The organism is Mesorhizobium prunaredense (assembly GCF_900156895.1).
Classification (GTDB): domain Bacteria; phylum Pseudomonadota; class Alphaproteobacteria; order Rhizobiales; family Rhizobiaceae; genus Mesorhizobium; species Mesorhizobium prunaredense.
Genome location: NZ_FTPD01000006.1, coordinates 317,115 through 331,392 on the forward strand (window position 1 = coordinate 317,115; position 14,278 = coordinate 331,392).

13 protein-coding genes and 1 pseudogene are annotated in these 14,278 nt (G+C 64.2%); 4 read left to right on the top strand and 10 right to left on the bottom strand.

Going from position 1 to position 14,278, the window contains the following annotated elements; genetic code table 11:
• Positions 1 to 220: 220 nt before the first annotated feature.
• Together BQ8794_RS07350 and BQ8794_RS37165 are read left to right on the top strand one after the other, a co-directional pair.
• Positions 221 to 1,207 (top strand): Gfo/Idh/MocA family protein, encoded by a 987-nt coding sequence (locus tag BQ8794_RS07350; RefSeq protein ID WP_077374837.1) that lies wholly within the window; start codon positions 221 to 223, stop codon positions 1,205 to 1,207.
• Positions 1,208 to 1,246: 39 nt separating this feature from the next.
• A pseudogene (locus BQ8794_RS37165) lies at positions 1,247 to 1,393 on the top strand (FAD-dependent oxidoreductase); the annotation flags it as partial.
• 100 nt (positions 1,394 to 1,493) lie between these two features.
• On the opposite strand, the gene BQ8794_RS07360 reads toward BQ8794_RS37165, so the two are convergent.
• The 7 genes from BQ8794_RS07360 to bcoG form a co-directional block, all read right to left on the bottom strand.
• The gene (locus BQ8794_RS07360) at positions 1,494 to 2,432 is read right to left on the bottom strand and encodes an alpha/beta hydrolase (protein ID WP_077374840.1); all 939 of its coding nucleotides are present in this window, start codon (positions 2,430 to 2,432) and stop codon (positions 1,494 to 1,496) included.
• Positions 2,433 to 2,654: 222 nt separating this feature from the next.
• A complete protein-coding gene (locus BQ8794_RS07365; RefSeq protein WP_077374843.1) occupies positions 2,655 to 3,437 on the bottom strand; it encodes a carnitinyl-CoA dehydratase in 783 nt (260 codons plus the stop codon).
• Positions 3,430 to 5,508 (bottom strand): acetate--CoA ligase family protein, encoded by a 2,079-nt coding sequence (locus BQ8794_RS07370; protein WP_077374846.1) that lies wholly within the window; start codon positions 5,506 to 5,508, stop codon positions 3,430 to 3,432. Before BQ8794_RS07370 ends, BQ8794_RS07365 begins: the two co-directional genes overlap by 8 nt.
• Before the next feature lie 3 nt (positions 5,509 to 5,511).
• A complete protein-coding gene (locus BQ8794_RS07375) occupies positions 5,512 to 6,675 on the bottom strand; it encodes an acyl-CoA dehydrogenase family protein (protein ID WP_077374849.1) in 1,164 nt (387 codons plus the stop codon).
• A 4-nt stretch (positions 6,676 to 6,679) separates the two neighbouring features.
• The gene (locus BQ8794_RS07380) at positions 6,680 to 7,753 is read right to left on the bottom strand and encodes a 3-hydroxyacyl-CoA dehydrogenase NAD-binding domain-containing protein (protein WP_077374852.1); all 1,074 of its coding nucleotides are present in this window, start codon (positions 7,751 to 7,753) and stop codon (positions 6,680 to 6,682) included.
• On the bottom strand, positions 7,750 to 8,379 hold the full coding sequence (locus BQ8794_RS07385) for an HD domain-containing protein (RefSeq protein WP_077374855.1): 630 nt from the start codon (positions 8,377 to 8,379) through the stop codon (positions 7,750 to 7,752). The genes BQ8794_RS07380 and BQ8794_RS07385 overlap by 4 nt, the downstream gene beginning before the upstream one ends.
• Before the next feature lie 28 nt (positions 8,380 to 8,407).
• Positions 8,408 to 9,319: a 3-dehydrocarnitine:acetyl-CoA trimethylamine transferase BcoG gene (gene bcoG / locus BQ8794_RS07390; RefSeq protein ID WP_077374858.1), complete on the bottom strand. Its 912-nt coding sequence runs from the start codon at positions 9,317 to 9,319 to the stop codon at positions 8,408 to 8,410.
• Positions 9,320 to 9,450: 131 nt separating this feature from the next.
• Here bcoG and BQ8794_RS07395 point away from each other — a divergent pair, with 131 nt between their 5' ends.
• On the top strand, positions 9,451 to 10,431 hold the full coding sequence (locus BQ8794_RS07395) for a GlxA family transcriptional regulator (protein WP_077374861.1): 981 nt from the start codon (positions 9,451 to 9,453) through the stop codon (positions 10,429 to 10,431).
• A gap of 86 nt (positions 10,432 to 10,517) precedes the next feature.
• Here the strand turns inward: BQ8794_RS07395 and BQ8794_RS07400 are convergent, their stop codons facing one another.
• A complete protein-coding gene (locus BQ8794_RS07400; RefSeq protein WP_077374864.1) occupies positions 10,518 to 10,727 on the bottom strand; it encodes a hypothetical protein in 210 nt (69 codons plus the stop codon).
• 185 nt (positions 10,728 to 10,912) lie between these two features.
• A complete protein-coding gene (xylA, locus tag BQ8794_RS07405) occupies positions 10,913 to 12,238 on the bottom strand; it encodes a xylose isomerase (RefSeq protein WP_077374867.1) in 1,326 nt (441 codons plus the stop codon).
• 113 nt (positions 12,239 to 12,351) lie between these two features.
• Between xylA and BQ8794_RS07410 the strand changes: the two genes are divergently transcribed.
• Positions 12,352 to 12,714, top strand: coding sequence for a nuclear transport factor 2 family protein (locus tag BQ8794_RS07410; RefSeq protein WP_077374870.1), 363 nt, complete (start codon positions 12,352 to 12,354; stop codon positions 12,712 to 12,714).
• Positions 12,715 to 12,749: 35 nt separating this feature from the next.
• Here BQ8794_RS07410 and xylB read toward each other — a convergent pair whose 3' ends face one another.
• Positions 12,750 to 14,204, bottom strand: coding sequence for a xylulokinase (gene xylB, locus BQ8794_RS07415; RefSeq protein ID WP_077374873.1), 1,455 nt, complete (start codon positions 14,202 to 14,204; stop codon positions 12,750 to 12,752).
• Positions 14,205 to 14,278: the final 74 nt, after the last annotated feature.

Consider the following 14,278-nt stretch of genomic DNA (forward strand, 5'->3'; position numbering starts at 1 on the left):
TCAAACAGCGAATTCCAGCCGCCGCGAAGGCCCCTCTCCGTCCCGGCTTCGCCGGGCCACCTCTCCCCACTTCGTGGGGCGAGGAACCCAGGTTCCGCAGGGGCAGCGCCGGCGTCCGACAAACCCCAGTTGATCGCCCTGTTCACCGCCACGCTCCGCATTGGCTTTTTCGCCGATTTCGGGCAAACCTCCATTCCTGCAATCGAGAGGGAGAAGGCTGATGTTCCGATGGGGTGTTTTGTCGACGGCCAAGATCGGCCGCGAGCATCTTTTGCCTGCAATGGTCGAGGCGGAGAACGGCGTGCTGTCGGCAATCGCCAGCCGCGACCTGTCGAAAGCCCGTGCCTTGGCCGACCGTTTCGGCGCGCCCCATGCCTTCGGTTCCTATGACGAGCTGCTCGCATCCAAGGAGGTCGACGGCGTCTACATCCCGCTGCCGACCGCGCAGCATGTCGAATGGACCGCCAAGGCGATCGAGGCCGGCAAGCATGTTCTGGTCGAAAAGCCGCTGGCGCTCGATGCCAAGGACATTCCGCCGCTGATCAAGCTGCGCGACGCCAAAAACGTGCTGGTCTGCGAAGCCTTCATGGTCGTCTACCACCCGCAATGGATCAAGGTGCGCGAGCTGATCGCGAACGGCGCCATCGGCCGGCTGCGCCATGTCCAGGGCGCGTTCTCCTACTACAATGTCGATCCCAAGAACATGCGCAACCAGCTCGACCTCGGCGGCGGCGCGCTGCCCGACATCGGCGTCTACCCGACCGTGTCGACGCGCTTTTCGACCGGTAAGGAGCCGCTGCGCGTCCAGGCGACGATCGAGCGCGACAAGACATTTGGCACCGACATCTACTCCTCGATCCGCGCCGATTTCGGCGACTTCGAATTGTCGTTCTATCTGTCGACGCAGATGGCGGCGCGGCAGGTGATGGTGTTCCACGGCGAGAAGGGCTTCATCGAGGTGCTTTCGCCGTTCAACGCCGGGATTTACGACCACCATCGCATCGAGCTGCACAACCAGAACCACAGCGAGGCGCAAGTGTTCCGTTTCCCCGGCATGCAGCAGTACCGGCTGGAGGTCGAGGCCTTCGCGCGGGCGGCACAGGGCGGCACCGACCGCGTCTTCACGCTGGAAGAGTCCGTGCTCAACCAGAAGGTCATCGACGCCATCTTCCGCGCCGGCGAGAAGGAAGGCTGGGAGACGGTCTGACAATCGTCAAGCCGGGGAGGAGAGCCCGGGGAGGAGAAAGTGGCTGACGATGCGGATGTGATCATTGTCGGCGCCGGCCTTGCCGGGCTCGTCGCCGCGGCCGAGCTGGCCGAGGCCGGCAAGAAGACCATCGTTGTCGACCAGGAGCCTGAACAGTCGCTCGGCGGCATCTTCCTCGTCGATTCGCTCATGGCACGCGGCGCTGGAAGGCACGTTTCTCGGCGGCTGCATCTTTTCCGGGCCGCAGCGCCGGCCGGGCGGCGTCGCGGGCAGTGGGGTAGGACCCTCACCAGATCCATTCGCCGCGTCCCAGAGCCGACACCGCGTCGACGATCCGGGTAAAGCTCGAGCGCGCACGACCGACCGTGTGCCGGGCTCTGAGATAGCTATGCACCAGCCCCGGCTCTTCGAACCAGTAGGCGTATCCCTCCGCCGCGACGACGCGGTCGCGATAGGCCTCGCCGTCTGACGACAGCGGGTCGCATTGGGCGGTGATCAGCACGGTCGGCGGCAGATTGGCAAAATCGGCATCGGCCAGCGGCGACAGCGTGAGATCGCCGGTGCGGTCTTCGCCGCCGGTCCTGATATTCGTGTAGAAATCGAGGTCGCGGACCGTCAGCATCGGCGCCTCGGCATGTGTCACGTAAGAGCCTTGCGAGCGGTCGCCGCCAAGGCCGGGATAGATCAGCACCTGGCCGATCGGCCTTCGTGCATGGCCGCGCGTCGCATGGCTGACCGCGGCGGCAAGATTGCCGCCGGCGCTGTCGCCGCAAAGCAGGATCGGGCGCTTGTAGCTCGTCGCCGCCCATTCGAAGGCGCTGATGGCATCGTCGAAGCCGGCCGGATGCAGATGTTCCGGCGCCAGCCGGTAGTCGACCGAAACCACCTCATAGCCGGTGCGGCTGCAAAGCTCGGCACAGAGGTCGTCATGGCTGTCGAGCCCGCCGAGGATAAAACCGCCGCCGTGGAAATAAAGCACCATCGCCGCCGCTTCCGGCGCGGGTGTGCGGTAGATGCGGATCGGGATGGGATGCGACGTGGCAATGGCGGTGGTCTCCGCCGTAACGTTGTCTGGGCGGCCGGCAGAGAACTCACGGCACATGCGGTCGTAGATGTCGCGCTGCTGGTCGATCGTGTAGTCGATCGCATCAGGCGGATAATAGGAATTGGTCCGCTCGATAAAGGCCCAGGTCTCGGCGTCGATGAGTTTTTTGTAGTCGGTCATGGGCGCAGGATGGGCGGCCAAGGTTGAGCCTGGGCACCCCCCTCTGGCCTGCCGGCCATCTCCCCCGCAAGGGGGGAGATCGGATGTCGTGTCGGCTTTCGCCAATCTTCAACGTCGCAGGATGGGATGTATAGCCGAAGCTGCCAATCTCCCCCCTTGAGGGGGAGATGCCCGGCAGGGCAGAGGGGGGTGGGCCGGATCGCCATCATCTTCGCAATACCTTCACTTCCCCTTCCACACCGGGTCGCGCTTTTCCGCAAAGGCGCGAAAACCTTCGAGATTGTCCTCCGAGCCGTACAGTGCGTCAACCGTCGGCAATTGGCGGCGCGTCACCCGGTTCATCGCGTCCTGGAAGGTGAGCGATTCGGCGACCCGCGCCGTCTCCTTGATCGCGGCAAAGACCAGCGGCGGACCGCCGGCCAGCAGCCGGGCGATCTCCCAGACGCGGTCCTCGAGCTTCTCCTTGGGCAGCACCTCGTTGACCAGGCCCCAGCGATGCGCCTCGGCGACATCCATCCAGCGGCCGGTGAGCAAAAGGTCCATGGCGACATGATAGGGAATGCGCTTCGGCAGCTTGATCGTCGCTGCATCGGCCAGCGTGCCGGCGCGAATTTCCGGCAGCGCAAAGGAGGAGTGATCCGACGCGTAGATGAGGTCGCAGGACAGCGCCAGCTCGAAGCCGCCGCCGACCGCCATGCCGTTGACGCAGGCGATGACCGGCTTGTTGAGATCGCGCAATTCCTGCAGTCCGCCGAACCCGCCGACGCCATAGTCGCCGTCGACAGCATCGCCGCCGGCCGCGGCTTTCAGGTCCCAGCCGGCGCAGAAGAACTTGTCGCCGGCAGTCCTGACGATGGCGACCCGCAGATCCGGATCGTCGCGGAACGCCTTGAAGGTCTCACCCATCAGCCGCGAGGTGTTGAGGTCGATGGCGTTGGCCTTGGGCCGATCGAGCACGACTTCGAGGATCGTGCCCTCGCGGCGGGTGGTGATGACGTCAGACATTCTTGTTTTCTCCAAGCACCAGCAGCGCGTCGGCGATCCAGGCGCCTTTGCCTAGCGCGCAGACGATCAGCGGATTGATGTCGAGCTCCTCGATCTCGCCGGCATTCTGCTGCACGAAGGCGGCAATGCCTGATATCGCGTCGATCGCCGCCGCGAGATCGGCCTTGGGCCGGCCGCGATAGCCTTCGAGCAGCGGGAACAATTTGAGCCCACGCAATGCCGCCTCGATGTCGTCGCGTGTCGCCGGCAGCATCAGCGTGACGCTGTCGCGCAGCAGCTCGACCAGCACGCCACCGGTGCCCAGCGTCATCACCGCGCCGAACATCGGGTCACGGGTGAAGCCGACGAGCAGCTCGGCGACGCCGTCGCGCACCATGCGCTCGACATAGAGGCCGGTGCCGAGCGCATCGAGATCATGGGCGGCCGTGCTGACGGATTCGGCGTCCCTGAGGTTGAGCCGAACCGCGCCAAGCTCGGATTTGTGGGTGACGCCCAAAGCCTTCAGCGCAACCGGAAAACCGAGCGCCATCGAGGAGATGACCGCCTCGACCGCATTGCCTGCGCGTTCACCGCTCGGCACGGGGAGCCCGGCCTCGATCAGCCGCGCTTTCGCCTCGGCCTCATCAGGCGTGACATGGTCGCCGGCCGGCGCCCCGGAAGCGGAGGTGTCGATCGGCTGCGCCTGCGGCGCGCACCAGGCCCAGCCAATGAAGGCGGCCGCCTGGGCGGCGTCCACGGCTTCGGAAATGCCGAACAACGGCACCATGCCGCGTCCCATCAGCCCGGCGGTGTATTCCTCGGGCAGGTTTTCTGGCAGCGAGGAGACGATCGCGCCCTGCGCCTTGTTGGTCTTCAGCGCCGATTCGAAGGCGCGCAGCGTCGTCCACCAGTCGGTGTCGGAGCAGCGGTCGGGGCGCGGGAAATCGAGCACCAGCATGTTGAGGTCGAAGCCGCCCGACACCATGGCGGTGAAGGTGGCGGTCATCGCCGGCTCGTTGTTCCAGATGAAGGTGTGGTAGTCGAGCGGGTTGGCCACCGCAACCAGCGGCCCGAGCGTCGATTTGACGTGGGCGCGGTGGGTGTCGGTCAGCGCCGGGAAATTGACCCAGCGGCCTTCGGCGCTGTCGGCCATGACAGACGCTTCGCCGCCCGAACAGCTCATCGACGACAGCCGGTAGCCGGGCAGGGGGCCGGTGACGTGCAGCAGCTTGAGCGCCTCGATAAAGGCCGGGATGGAATCGACGCGGGCGATGCCGAGCCGCTTCAGGAAGGCGCCCGAGGCAGCGTCCGAGCCGGCCAGCGACGCGGTATGCGACACCGTTGCTTGCCGCGCCTGCTCGGAGCGGCCGACCTTCATGGCGATGATCGGTTTCATCAGCTCTCGCGCCCGCGCGGCCAGCCTTTCGAAGCCGGCTACTGAATCGAAGGCCTCGATATGCAGGCCGAGCGAAGTGACCCGATCGTCCTCGATCAGGCCAAGCGCTATTTCGGAAAGGCCGGTCTGCGCCTGGTTGCCGGCGGTCATCAGAAAGGCGATCGGCAGGCCGCGCTTCTGCATCGTCATGTTGATGGCGATGTTCGACGACTGGGTGATGATGGCGACCCCGCGGCCACCCTCGACCAGCCTGATACCGCCATGCTGGTCGGGCCATAAAAGCGCGCCGTCGGCATAATTGATCAGGCCGTAGCAGTTCGGTCCGATGATCGGCATCTGGCCCGCGGCAGCGACCAGTTCCGCCTGCAATCGCTCGCCATGCTCGTCATAAGCCTCGGTCTCGAGAAAGCCGGCGGCAAAGCAGACGGCGCCGCCGGCACCGCGCTCGGCCAGCGCCTTGACCACCTCGATGGTCAAATGCCGGTTGACGCCGACAAAGGCGGCGTCCGGCGCGCCGGGCAGGTCGGCCACCGAGCGGTAGGCTTTGCGCCCGGCGACATCATCCTTGGTCGGGTGCACAGGCCAGATCTCGCCGGCAAAGCCCATCTTGATCGATTGTGCGACGACGGCAGCCGCCTGCGCACCGCCGAAGACGGCGATCGTTCGCGGGCGCAAGAGGCGCTCAAGTTTGTGCATCGATCAGCCCCCGAACGGGCGCAGCAGCGCCCGCGAAATGATGTGGCGCTGGATTTCCGACGTGCCTTCCCAGATGCGCTCGACGCGGGCGTCGCGCCAGATGCGTTCCAGCGGCAGATCGTCCATCAGCCCCATGCCGCCATGGATCTGGATCGCTTCGTCGGCGACGAAGGCAAGCATTTCGGTGGCCTTCAGCTTGGCCATGGCCATATCCTGATCGGTGACGGTGCCCTGATCGTACTTCCAGCCGGCTTCGAACACCATCAGGTCGGCCGCTTTCAGTTCGGTCGCCATATCGGCAAGCTTGAATGAAACGCCTTGGAACTTGCCGATCTGCTGGCCGAACTGCTGACGCTGCGCGGCGTATTCGACGGCATGGCCAAGCGCCCGCTCGGCCCGGCCGAGACAGGTCGCGCCGACCTGCAGGCGGGTTGCGCCAAGCCATGAATTGGCGACGTCGAAACCCTTGTGGACCTCGCCGAGAACCTGGGCTCCGGGCAGCCGGCAATCGTCGAATTCGAGGATGGCGTTGGTGTAGCCGCGGTGCGAGACGTTGCGGTAGCCGTCACGCACCGTAAAACCCTTGGTGCCCTTGTCGACGAAGAAGGCGGTGATCTTCTTGCGTTTTCCACGCGGAGACTCTTCCTCTCCCGAGGCCATGAAGACGATGGCGAAATCGGCGAGGTCGGCATGGCTGATGAAATGCTTGGTGCCGTTCAGCACCCAGTCGTCGCCGTCCTGCACGGCTGTCGCCTTCATGCCGCGCAGATCGGAGCCGGCACCCGGCTCGGTCATCGCCAGACAATCCCATTTCTCGCCGCGAATGCAGGGATAAAGATACTTTTCGCGCTGCTCCGGCGTGCCGGCCAAGAGGATGTTGGAAGGCCGCGCCACGCAGGTCCAGTGCAGCGCGTAATTGGCGCGGCCGAGCTCCTTTTCGTAAAGCAGCCAGGTCACCGTATCGAGGCCGGCGCCACCGACCTCCGCAGGCATGTTGGCGGCATAGAGCCCGGCTTCGATTGCCTTGGTCTTGATCTCCTCGATCAGTTCGCGGCGCAGCACGCCGGTGCGCTCCACCTCGCGCTCATGCGGGTAAAGCTCGTTCTCGACGAAGGCGCGCGTCGTCTCGACGATCAGTTTCTGTTCCTCGGAGAGGCCAAAATCCATGGTCTCAGCCTTTCTTCTTTTTCTTCGGCTTTTCCGCCTTGGCCTTCTCGGCCGCTTTGGAGGCGGTGGGCTTCTTCGCCGCAAGCGTGGCGAGCTGCTTCGTATAGTCCTTGTGCAAGGCGCCGGCGCCCCAGCCCCTGCCTTTGTTCTGCTTCGACAGCGCATCCATGATGGCGACCAGATTGTCGTCGCGGATCTTTTCGAGCTCGCGGATCGACAGGCCATCCGCCTGATCGTCCGACTGTGTGGCGATCAGGTCGACCAGTTCGTCGTTGAACTCCGGCACATCCATCAGCTTGGTCCACGGCCATTTCAGGCACGGCCCGAACTGCGCCATGAAATGGCGCATGCCGGCCTCGCCGCCGGCGACGCGATAGACCTGAAACATGCCCATCTGCGCCCAGCGCAGGCCGAAGCCATAACGCATGATGTCGTCGAGTTCCTCGACCGTGCAGATGCCGTCCTTGATCAGCCACAGCGCCTCGCGCCATGCCGCTTCCAGCAGGCGATCGCCGACAAACGCCTCGATCTCCTTGCGGATCACCACCGGCTTCATGCCGATCGAGGCGTACATCTCCTTGGCGACTTCGATCGCCTCGGGAAAGGTCTGTTCGCCGCCGACGATCTCAACCAGCGGCAAGAGATAGACCGGGTTGAACGGATGGCCGACGACCAGCCGCTCCGGATGCTTCTTCATCGCCACCTGCATGTCGGTAGGCTTGATGCCGGAGGTCGAGGAGCCGACGATGGCATTGGCCGGCGCATGGAGGTCGATCTCGGCCAGCACGCGATGTTTCAGGTCGAGCCGTTCCGGCACGCTTTCCTGGATGAAATCGGCCTCGGCGACAGCCTCGGCAATGGTCTTGGCAAAGGTCAGTTGGCCCTCTTTTGGAAGGCCATCGGGCAGCATCTGCTTGTAGGCGCGGCGCGCGCCTTTCATCACTTCGCCGACCTTGCGCGCTGATTCGGGGTCGGGATCGAAAATCGACACGTCGATGCCGTTCAAGAGCAGCCGCGCCACCCAGCCGGCGCCGATGACGCCGCCGCCGATTGCAGCCGCCTTGGTGATGATGCTCATGCGGAGGCTCCGTTTCTTGTCCTGGCTACTTTGGAATCGATGAGAGGCACGCGCTCGCCGGCGCGGATCACGGTGGGGTCATAGGCCCTGCGCGCAAACACTTCGAGCACGAAGGGTCTGTAGAAGTCGATCGGCAACGTCTCATAATCCGGATCGAAGCTCGACTGGTCCCAACGCTCGCAGAACTGGTCGCAATCGTCGAAATAGTGATGGCCAGCGAAACGGTCGCGCGCATGCGGATTGCCGCCGAGATGGTGGGCGTAATAGAGGCGCTGGAAGTCACCGTGCTTTTCTACCACCCAGGTGCACTGCTCGCGCACGAAAGGTTTTAGGATCGAAGCTGCATATTCGTCGTGATTGTACGGTGCGTAGATGTCGCCGATGTCGTGCAGCAGCGCGCAGGCGATCCAGTCGGTGTCGGCGCCGTCGCGCCATGCGCGCGTCGCCGCCTGCAGCGAATGGCCGAGCCGGGTGACCTTGTAGCCGGACAGCCCCTCGTCGAGCTGGACAAGCGCGTCAAGCAGCCGTTCGCCGGTCTTCGCCGCATAGTCGATCTCGTGCTCGGTGAGGAAGGCGTAATCGTCGCGGTCGCCGTCCTTCATGGCGGTGAATTTCACGGTCTTCATCGGCGGCTCCTCCCTACCGATTGCTTGTTCAAAGCGGCGCGCGCTTCGTCAAATTGAGCTTCTTGCGCACCTCATCCGGGCCGATGACCCTTGCGCCCATGTTCGACACGATGCTGACCGCCCGCTCGACCAGCTGCGCATTGGTCGCCAGCACGCCCTTGTCGAGCCAGATATTGTCCTCGAGCCCGACGCGGACATTGCCGCCGGCCAGCACCGCAGCGGCGGCGTAGGCCATCTGGTTGCGGCCGATAGAAAACGCCGACCAATTCCAGTTCGACGGCACATTGTTGACCATGGCCATGAAGGTGTTGAGATCATCAGGCGCGCCCCATGGCACGCCCATGCACAATTGCACGAGCGCGTCCGGATCCAGTACCTTTTCCTCGACCAGTTGCTTGGCAAACCAGAGATGGCCGGTGTCGAAGGCCTCGATCTCCGGCTTGACGCCGAGCGCCGTCATCATGCCGCCCATGGCGCGCAGCATGCCGGGCGTGTTGGTCATGACATAGTCGGCTTCGGCGAAATTCATCGTCCCGCAGTCGAGCGTGCAGATCTCCGGCAGGCACTGGCGCACATGCTCCACCCGGTTGGTGGCGCCAACCATATCGGTGGCCTTCTCGTTCAGCGGCAGCGGGTTTTCCGGCGAGCCGAACACCATGTCGCCGCCCATGCCGGCGGTCAGGTTCAGCACCACGTCGACGTCTGCCGCGCGGATGCGCTCGGTTACTTCGCGATAAAGCTGCACGTCGCGGCGCGGCTTGCCGGTTTCGGGATCGCGCACGTGGCAGTGGACGATTGCCGCACCCGCCTTTGCCGCATCGATGGCCGAATCGGCGATCTGCTTGGGCGAACGAGGCACATGCGGACTGCGGTCCTGCGAGCTGCCGGACCCGGTCACGGCACAGGTAATGAAAACCTCACGGTTCATCGCAAGCGGCATCGACTTTCCTCCCAATCGGCACAGACGGTCCTGATCAAACAAACATAGGGCCAATCAAACATCGGCCAAATCGACTAGACGGCAACAATGCCTGACTTGCCGGAAACTGTTTTGCGTTTTACGAAGGCCGCATGATGAAAAGCGAAAAGCCTTCGATCTTTCGCGCCGAACGCTCGCCGCTCAAGGTGACGCTGCTGGTGTTTTCCGGGTCGTCGATCATGTGCGTGGCCTCGGCCGTCGATCCGCTGCGCGCCGCCAACCGTATAGCCGGCGAGACGCTGTTCGATTTCAGGCTGGTTTCGGTGACCGGCGAAGCGCCGGTCACCACATGCGGCCTGCCGGTTGCGGTCAGCGGCCGCTTCGATGCGGCGGATACGACGGATGTGCTTGTCGTCGTCGCCGGTTTCGGCACGCAGAACTATGCCACATCGGCGCTGCTTGCCGGCCTGCGCCGCGCGGCGCGCGCCGCGCGCGCCTGCGGCGGCGTCGAAGCCGGTACCTGGCTGGTCGCCCGCGCCGGTCTGCTGGAAGGGCGCAGCGCCACCACCCATTGGGAGGATATGGAGGATTTCTCCTCGGCCTTTCCCGATGTCGATGTCCGCCCCGACCGCTACGTCATCGACGGGCCGGTCTTCACCTCCGGTGGCGCTTCGCCGACCTTCGACCTGATGCTGCATCTGATCCGCACGCGGCTCGGCATGGCCGTCGCGCTCGATGTGGCAAGTGTTTTCATCTACGACCAGGCACGCGCGGCGACCGACGCGCAGCCTTTGGTCTCGCTCGGCCGCCTCGACGGTTACGATCGGCGGCTGGCGCAAGCCATCCGGCTGATGGAAACCCATGTCGACCAGCCCCTGACCATCGCCGCGGTGGCAATGCGCGCCGGGGTGACGGCACGAACGCTGGAAAGCATCTTTCGCAAGTCGATCGGCGAGACGCCGGGCGCCTACTATCTCAGGCTGCGGCTCGGCGCCGCGCGCCGGCTGGTGGTCGACACGCGCGTGGCGATGGCCGATATTGCCGGGCGAACAGGGTTCTCGTCCGCCGCGGCGTTTTCCAGGGCGTTTTCAAGAGCTTTCGGCGAAGCGCCGGTCAGGCTGCGTAGGGGATAATGCATGTCGCCCAAAAGCATGCCCTCGGGCTTGAACCGAGGGTGCGTAGCGGTTTTGGGGTAACGACATGCATAGACAAAGGTGGATCAGGCAGCGTCCCGGCGGTCGCTTTTGCCGTCGATTTGCGAGCGCATCTGTCTCGCAAGGTGGGTCTCGAAGCGGCTGGCGACCGCGCGATCCCATTCGTTTGCACCGCGGGCACCATCACTCGGGTGCGGCAGCGCCATCAGCCGGTCGATGATCGATCCGGCCTCGCCAGATGAGAGCAGGGCGTCGATTTCGCGTTCGTGCTGCATATCGTTTCGCCTCCTTCTTTCTGTTTTCGCCACGAAACACATATACAGGATTCGTGACGGCTGTTTGAAGGCAAGAGCGAGGCGATTGAGGGGCGGTGCGAGGCAAAACCTTGTCGTCGGTTCCGCCCTCGCGGCAAAGCTGTTCCGGGCTGGCGGATCGTCAAGAGACCCGCCGGTGCGGCACTTCAGACGTACCGGTTGACGATATTCTCGAGCAGTTCCTGGCGGCCGGACCTCGGCTGCGGCTCGATCTTCTTCTTGACGACGCGCTCGGTGATCTCCTCCAGCGTCCGCTTGCCGGCAAGCATCGCCTTGGCCTCGGCCGAGTTCCAGCCGGCATAGCGCTCGGCCAGCGGGGCCGACAGCGCCTTGTCCCCGACCATGCGCGCGGCGGCCTTGAGGCCGCGTGCGCAGCAATCCATGCCGCCGATATGGCCAATCAGCAGATCCTGCGGATCGAGCGACTGTCGCCTAAGCTTGGCGTCGAAATTGGTGCCGCCGGACTTGAAGCCACCGGCCTGCAGCACCTGATAATAGGCCAGCGCCATCTCCGGCACATTGTTGGGGAACTGGTCGGTGTCCCAGCCCGACTGGTAGTCGTTGCGGTTCATGTCGATCGAGCCGAAAATGCCGAGCGCATTGGCCAGCGCCAGTTCATGCTCGAAAGAATGGCCGGCCAGGATCGCGTGGCCCTGCTCGATGTTGAGCTTGACCTCCTTCTCCAGCCCGAAGCGTTTGAGGAAGCCGTACACGGTGGCGACGTCATAGTCGTACTGGTGCTTGGTCGGCTCCTGCGGCTTCGGCTCGATCAGGATAGTGCCCTTGAAGCCAATCCGGTGCTTGTAGTCGACGACCAGGTTGAGGAAACGGCCGGCCTGTTCCTGCTCGCGGGCAAGGTCGGTGTTGAGCAGCGTCTCATAGCCCTCCCGGCCGCCCCACAGCACATAATTCTCACCCTTCAGCCGCTTGGTGACATCGATGCAGTGCTTCACCGTCGCTGCCGCATAGGCAAAGACGTCCGGGTCGGGATTGGTGGCGGCCCCCGCCATGAAGCGGCGATTGGAGAACAGGTTGGCCGTTCCCCAAAGCAGCTTGACCCCGGTCTGCTTCATCTTCGCCGCAAAATAGTCTGATATCTCGTCAAGCCGCGCGGCACTTTCCGAAAAGTCTTTTCCCTCCGGCCGCACATCGGCATCGTGGAAGCAGAAATAGGGAACACCCAGCAGCGAAAACATGTCGAAGGCAACATCGGCCTTGATCTTGGCCAGCTCCATCGTGTCGGTGCCACCGGCCTCGGCGAACCACGGCCGCTCGAAGGTCTGGCCGCCGAACGGATCGCCGCCCGGCCAGGCGAAGGAATGCCAGTAGGCGGCGGCAAAGCGCAAATGGTCTTCCAGCCGCTTGCCGGCGACAATTTCATCGGGATTGTAGAACCGGTAGGCCAGCGGATTGGTCGAATCCGGCCCCTCGTATTTGATCTTCTGGATGTCGCCGAAAAAGCCGCTGGTCATGTCTGTCTGTCCTCTCGCAGGGGTGGGTCCTGATTACCTCAGGCGTAATTGGTTTCGCGCTGGCGCTGGATGAAAAGGGTCATGTCAAAGCCAATCAACAACGGAGACGGACCATGACGGACCTCAACACGATCGCCGAAAACTACGTCGCCGCCTGGAACGAGAGCGACGCCGCGCGCCGGCAAGCCTTGCTCAAGGCGGCCTTCACAGATGACGTCAGCTACCGCGATCCGATCATGCAGGGGGACGGCCATGACGGCGTCGCCGCACTGATCGACGGCGTCCAGCAGCGTTTTGCCGGCTTCCGGTTTTCGCTGAAGGGCATGCCGGACGGGTTTGGCGACACGATCCGCTTCTCGTGGAATCTCGGGCCGGAAGGCACTGATTCCGTCATCGAAGGCACCGACATCGGCGTCATCGAGAATGGCCGCCTGAAACGCGTCACCGGCTTTCTCGACAAGGTCCCGGCACAGTGAGGAAACCTCGGGCCGCGGTGGAGGTGGGAAACCACTCATGCGGTCGCCGGCTTGATAGCCGGGTAAAGCAAGCGGTAGCGCTGATAGGCATCCGCATAGGCGTTGCTTAGCGTGGCGACCGGTTCGATGGTGGCATCGGTGGCCGGCGCCGTGCACACTCTGAGCGGCTCGGCGCCCGTCGCCGCGATCAGGCCAAGCCTCGCTGCACCGAAGGCGGCGCCGAAATCGCCGTCGGCGGGAATGTCGACGGGCAGGCCGAGCGCGGTGGCGATTGCCTTCAGCCAGTAGTGCGAGCGCGAGCCGCCGCCGATCGCCGTCACCCGCGTCAGCGTCGTGCCGGCCTTGGCCAGGGCTTCGAGACTGTCGCGAAAGGCGAAAGCCACGCCCTCCAGCACGGCCTGGGTCAACACGGCGCGGCTCGATTCATGCGCAAGCCCGGTAAATGAGCCGCGAATGGCCGAATCATTGTGCGGCGTGCGCTCGCCGGAGAGATAGGGCAGAAAGGACACGCCGGTCGGCGCCTTCAGCGTATCGCCGAGCTCGGCGGTCAGCTCGCCGGCGCCTTTGCCTGAAATCTCGGACAGCCAGTTGAGCGAATCGGTTGCCGACAGGATGACGCCCATCTGGTGCCAGGTGTCGGGCAGCGCGTGGCAGAATGTGTGCACCGCGCTTTCCGGGTTGGGCAGATAGGACGCATTGGCGGCAAACAGCACGCCTGACGTGCCAAGCGAGACAAAGGCCTGGCCGGCGGCGACCGTGCCCATGCCGCAAGCCGATGCCGCATTGTCGCCGGCGCCGCCGGCGATCGGGATGCCCGCCTGCATCCCCCATTTCGAGGCCAATTCGCTGCGCAAGGCGCCGGCCTTCTCAGTGCCTTCGACCAGCGACGGCACCTGCCCTTCATCGAGCGACGTCGCGGAAAGCAAGTCGGTTGACCAGTCCCGCTTGCCGACATCGAGCCAGGACGTGCCTGCCGAGTCCGACATCTCCGAAATATGCTCGCCGGTGAGCCAGAGCCGCAGGAAATCCTTCGGCAGCAAGACCTTTGCCAGTTTGGCGAAAATATCCGGCTCATTGTTTCTCACCCAGACCAGCTTTGGCGCGGTGAAACCGGGAAAGACGATGTTGCCGGTCAGCTTGCGAAAACGCGGGTCGGCGTCGAGCTTGGCCGCCTCGGCATGGCTGCGCGTGTCGTTCCACAGGATGCAGGGGCGCAGCACCTGGTCGCCGGCATCGAGCAAGGTGGCGCCATGCATCTGGCCGGAGAGGCCGATCCCTTTAACGGCGGCGAGCTGTCCTGGATGAGAAACCTTGAGCTCGGCGATCGCTTCCCCGCAGGCGCGGATCCAGTCGGCGGGGTTCTGCTCCGACCAGCCGGGGTGCGGCCGCGACACGTCGAGTGACGCGTGGCCGGAGCCAATGATGCTCTGCCCGGCATCGATCAACAGCGCCTTGACGCCCGACGTGCCCAGATCGAGGCCGAGATACATGGTGTCCTCCCATTGCCATTAATTTTTTCGGATCTCGAAAAAATCTGACTTGGCAGTTTTTAAGACAAGATCCG

Bases quoted from the DNA above. Each gene is read 5' to 3' on its own strand.
- BQ8794_RS07350 (WP_077374837.1), top strand. From the start codon at position 221: ATGTTCCGATGGGGTGTTTTGTCGACGGCCAAGATCGGCCGCGAGCAT.
- BQ8794_RS07360 (WP_077374840.1), bottom strand. From the start codon at position 2,432: ATGACCGACTACAAAAAACTCATCGACGCCGAGACCTGGGCCTTTATC.
- BQ8794_RS07365 (WP_077374843.1), bottom strand. From the start codon at position 3,437: ATGTCTGACGTCATCACCACCCGCCGCGAGGGCACGATCCTCGAAGTC.
- BQ8794_RS07370 (WP_077374846.1), bottom strand. From the start codon at position 5,508: ATGCACAAACTTGAGCGCCTCTTGCGCCCGCGAACGATCGCCGTCTTC.
- BQ8794_RS07375 (WP_077374849.1), bottom strand. From the start codon at position 6,675: ATGGATTTTGGCCTCTCCGAGGAACAGAAACTGATCGTCGAGACGACG.
- BQ8794_RS07380 (WP_077374852.1), bottom strand. From the start codon at position 7,753: ATGAGCATCATCACCAAGGCGGCTGCAATCGGCGGCGGCGTCATCGGC.
- BQ8794_RS07385 (WP_077374855.1), bottom strand. From the start codon at position 8,379: ATGAAGACCGTGAAATTCACCGCCATGAAGGACGGCGACCGCGACGAT.
- bcoG (WP_077374858.1), bottom strand. From the start codon at position 9,319: ATGCCGCTTGCGATGAACCGTGAGGTTTTCATTACCTGTGCCGTGACC.
- BQ8794_RS07395 (WP_077374861.1), top strand. From the start codon at position 9,451: ATGATGAAAAGCGAAAAGCCTTCGATCTTTCGCGCCGAACGCTCGCCG.
- BQ8794_RS07400 (WP_077374864.1), bottom strand. From the start codon at position 10,727: ATGCAGCACGAACGCGAAATCGACGCCCTGCTCTCATCTGGCGAGGCC.
- xylA (WP_077374867.1), bottom strand. From the start codon at position 12,238: ATGACCAGCGGCTTTTTCGGCGACATCCAGAAGATCAAATACGAGGGG.
- BQ8794_RS07410 (WP_077374870.1), top strand. From the start codon at position 12,352: ATGACGGACCTCAACACGATCGCCGAAAACTACGTCGCCGCCTGGAAC.
- xylB (WP_077374873.1), bottom strand. From the start codon at position 14,204: ATGTATCTCGGCCTCGATCTGGGCACGTCGGGCGTCAAGGCGCTGTTG.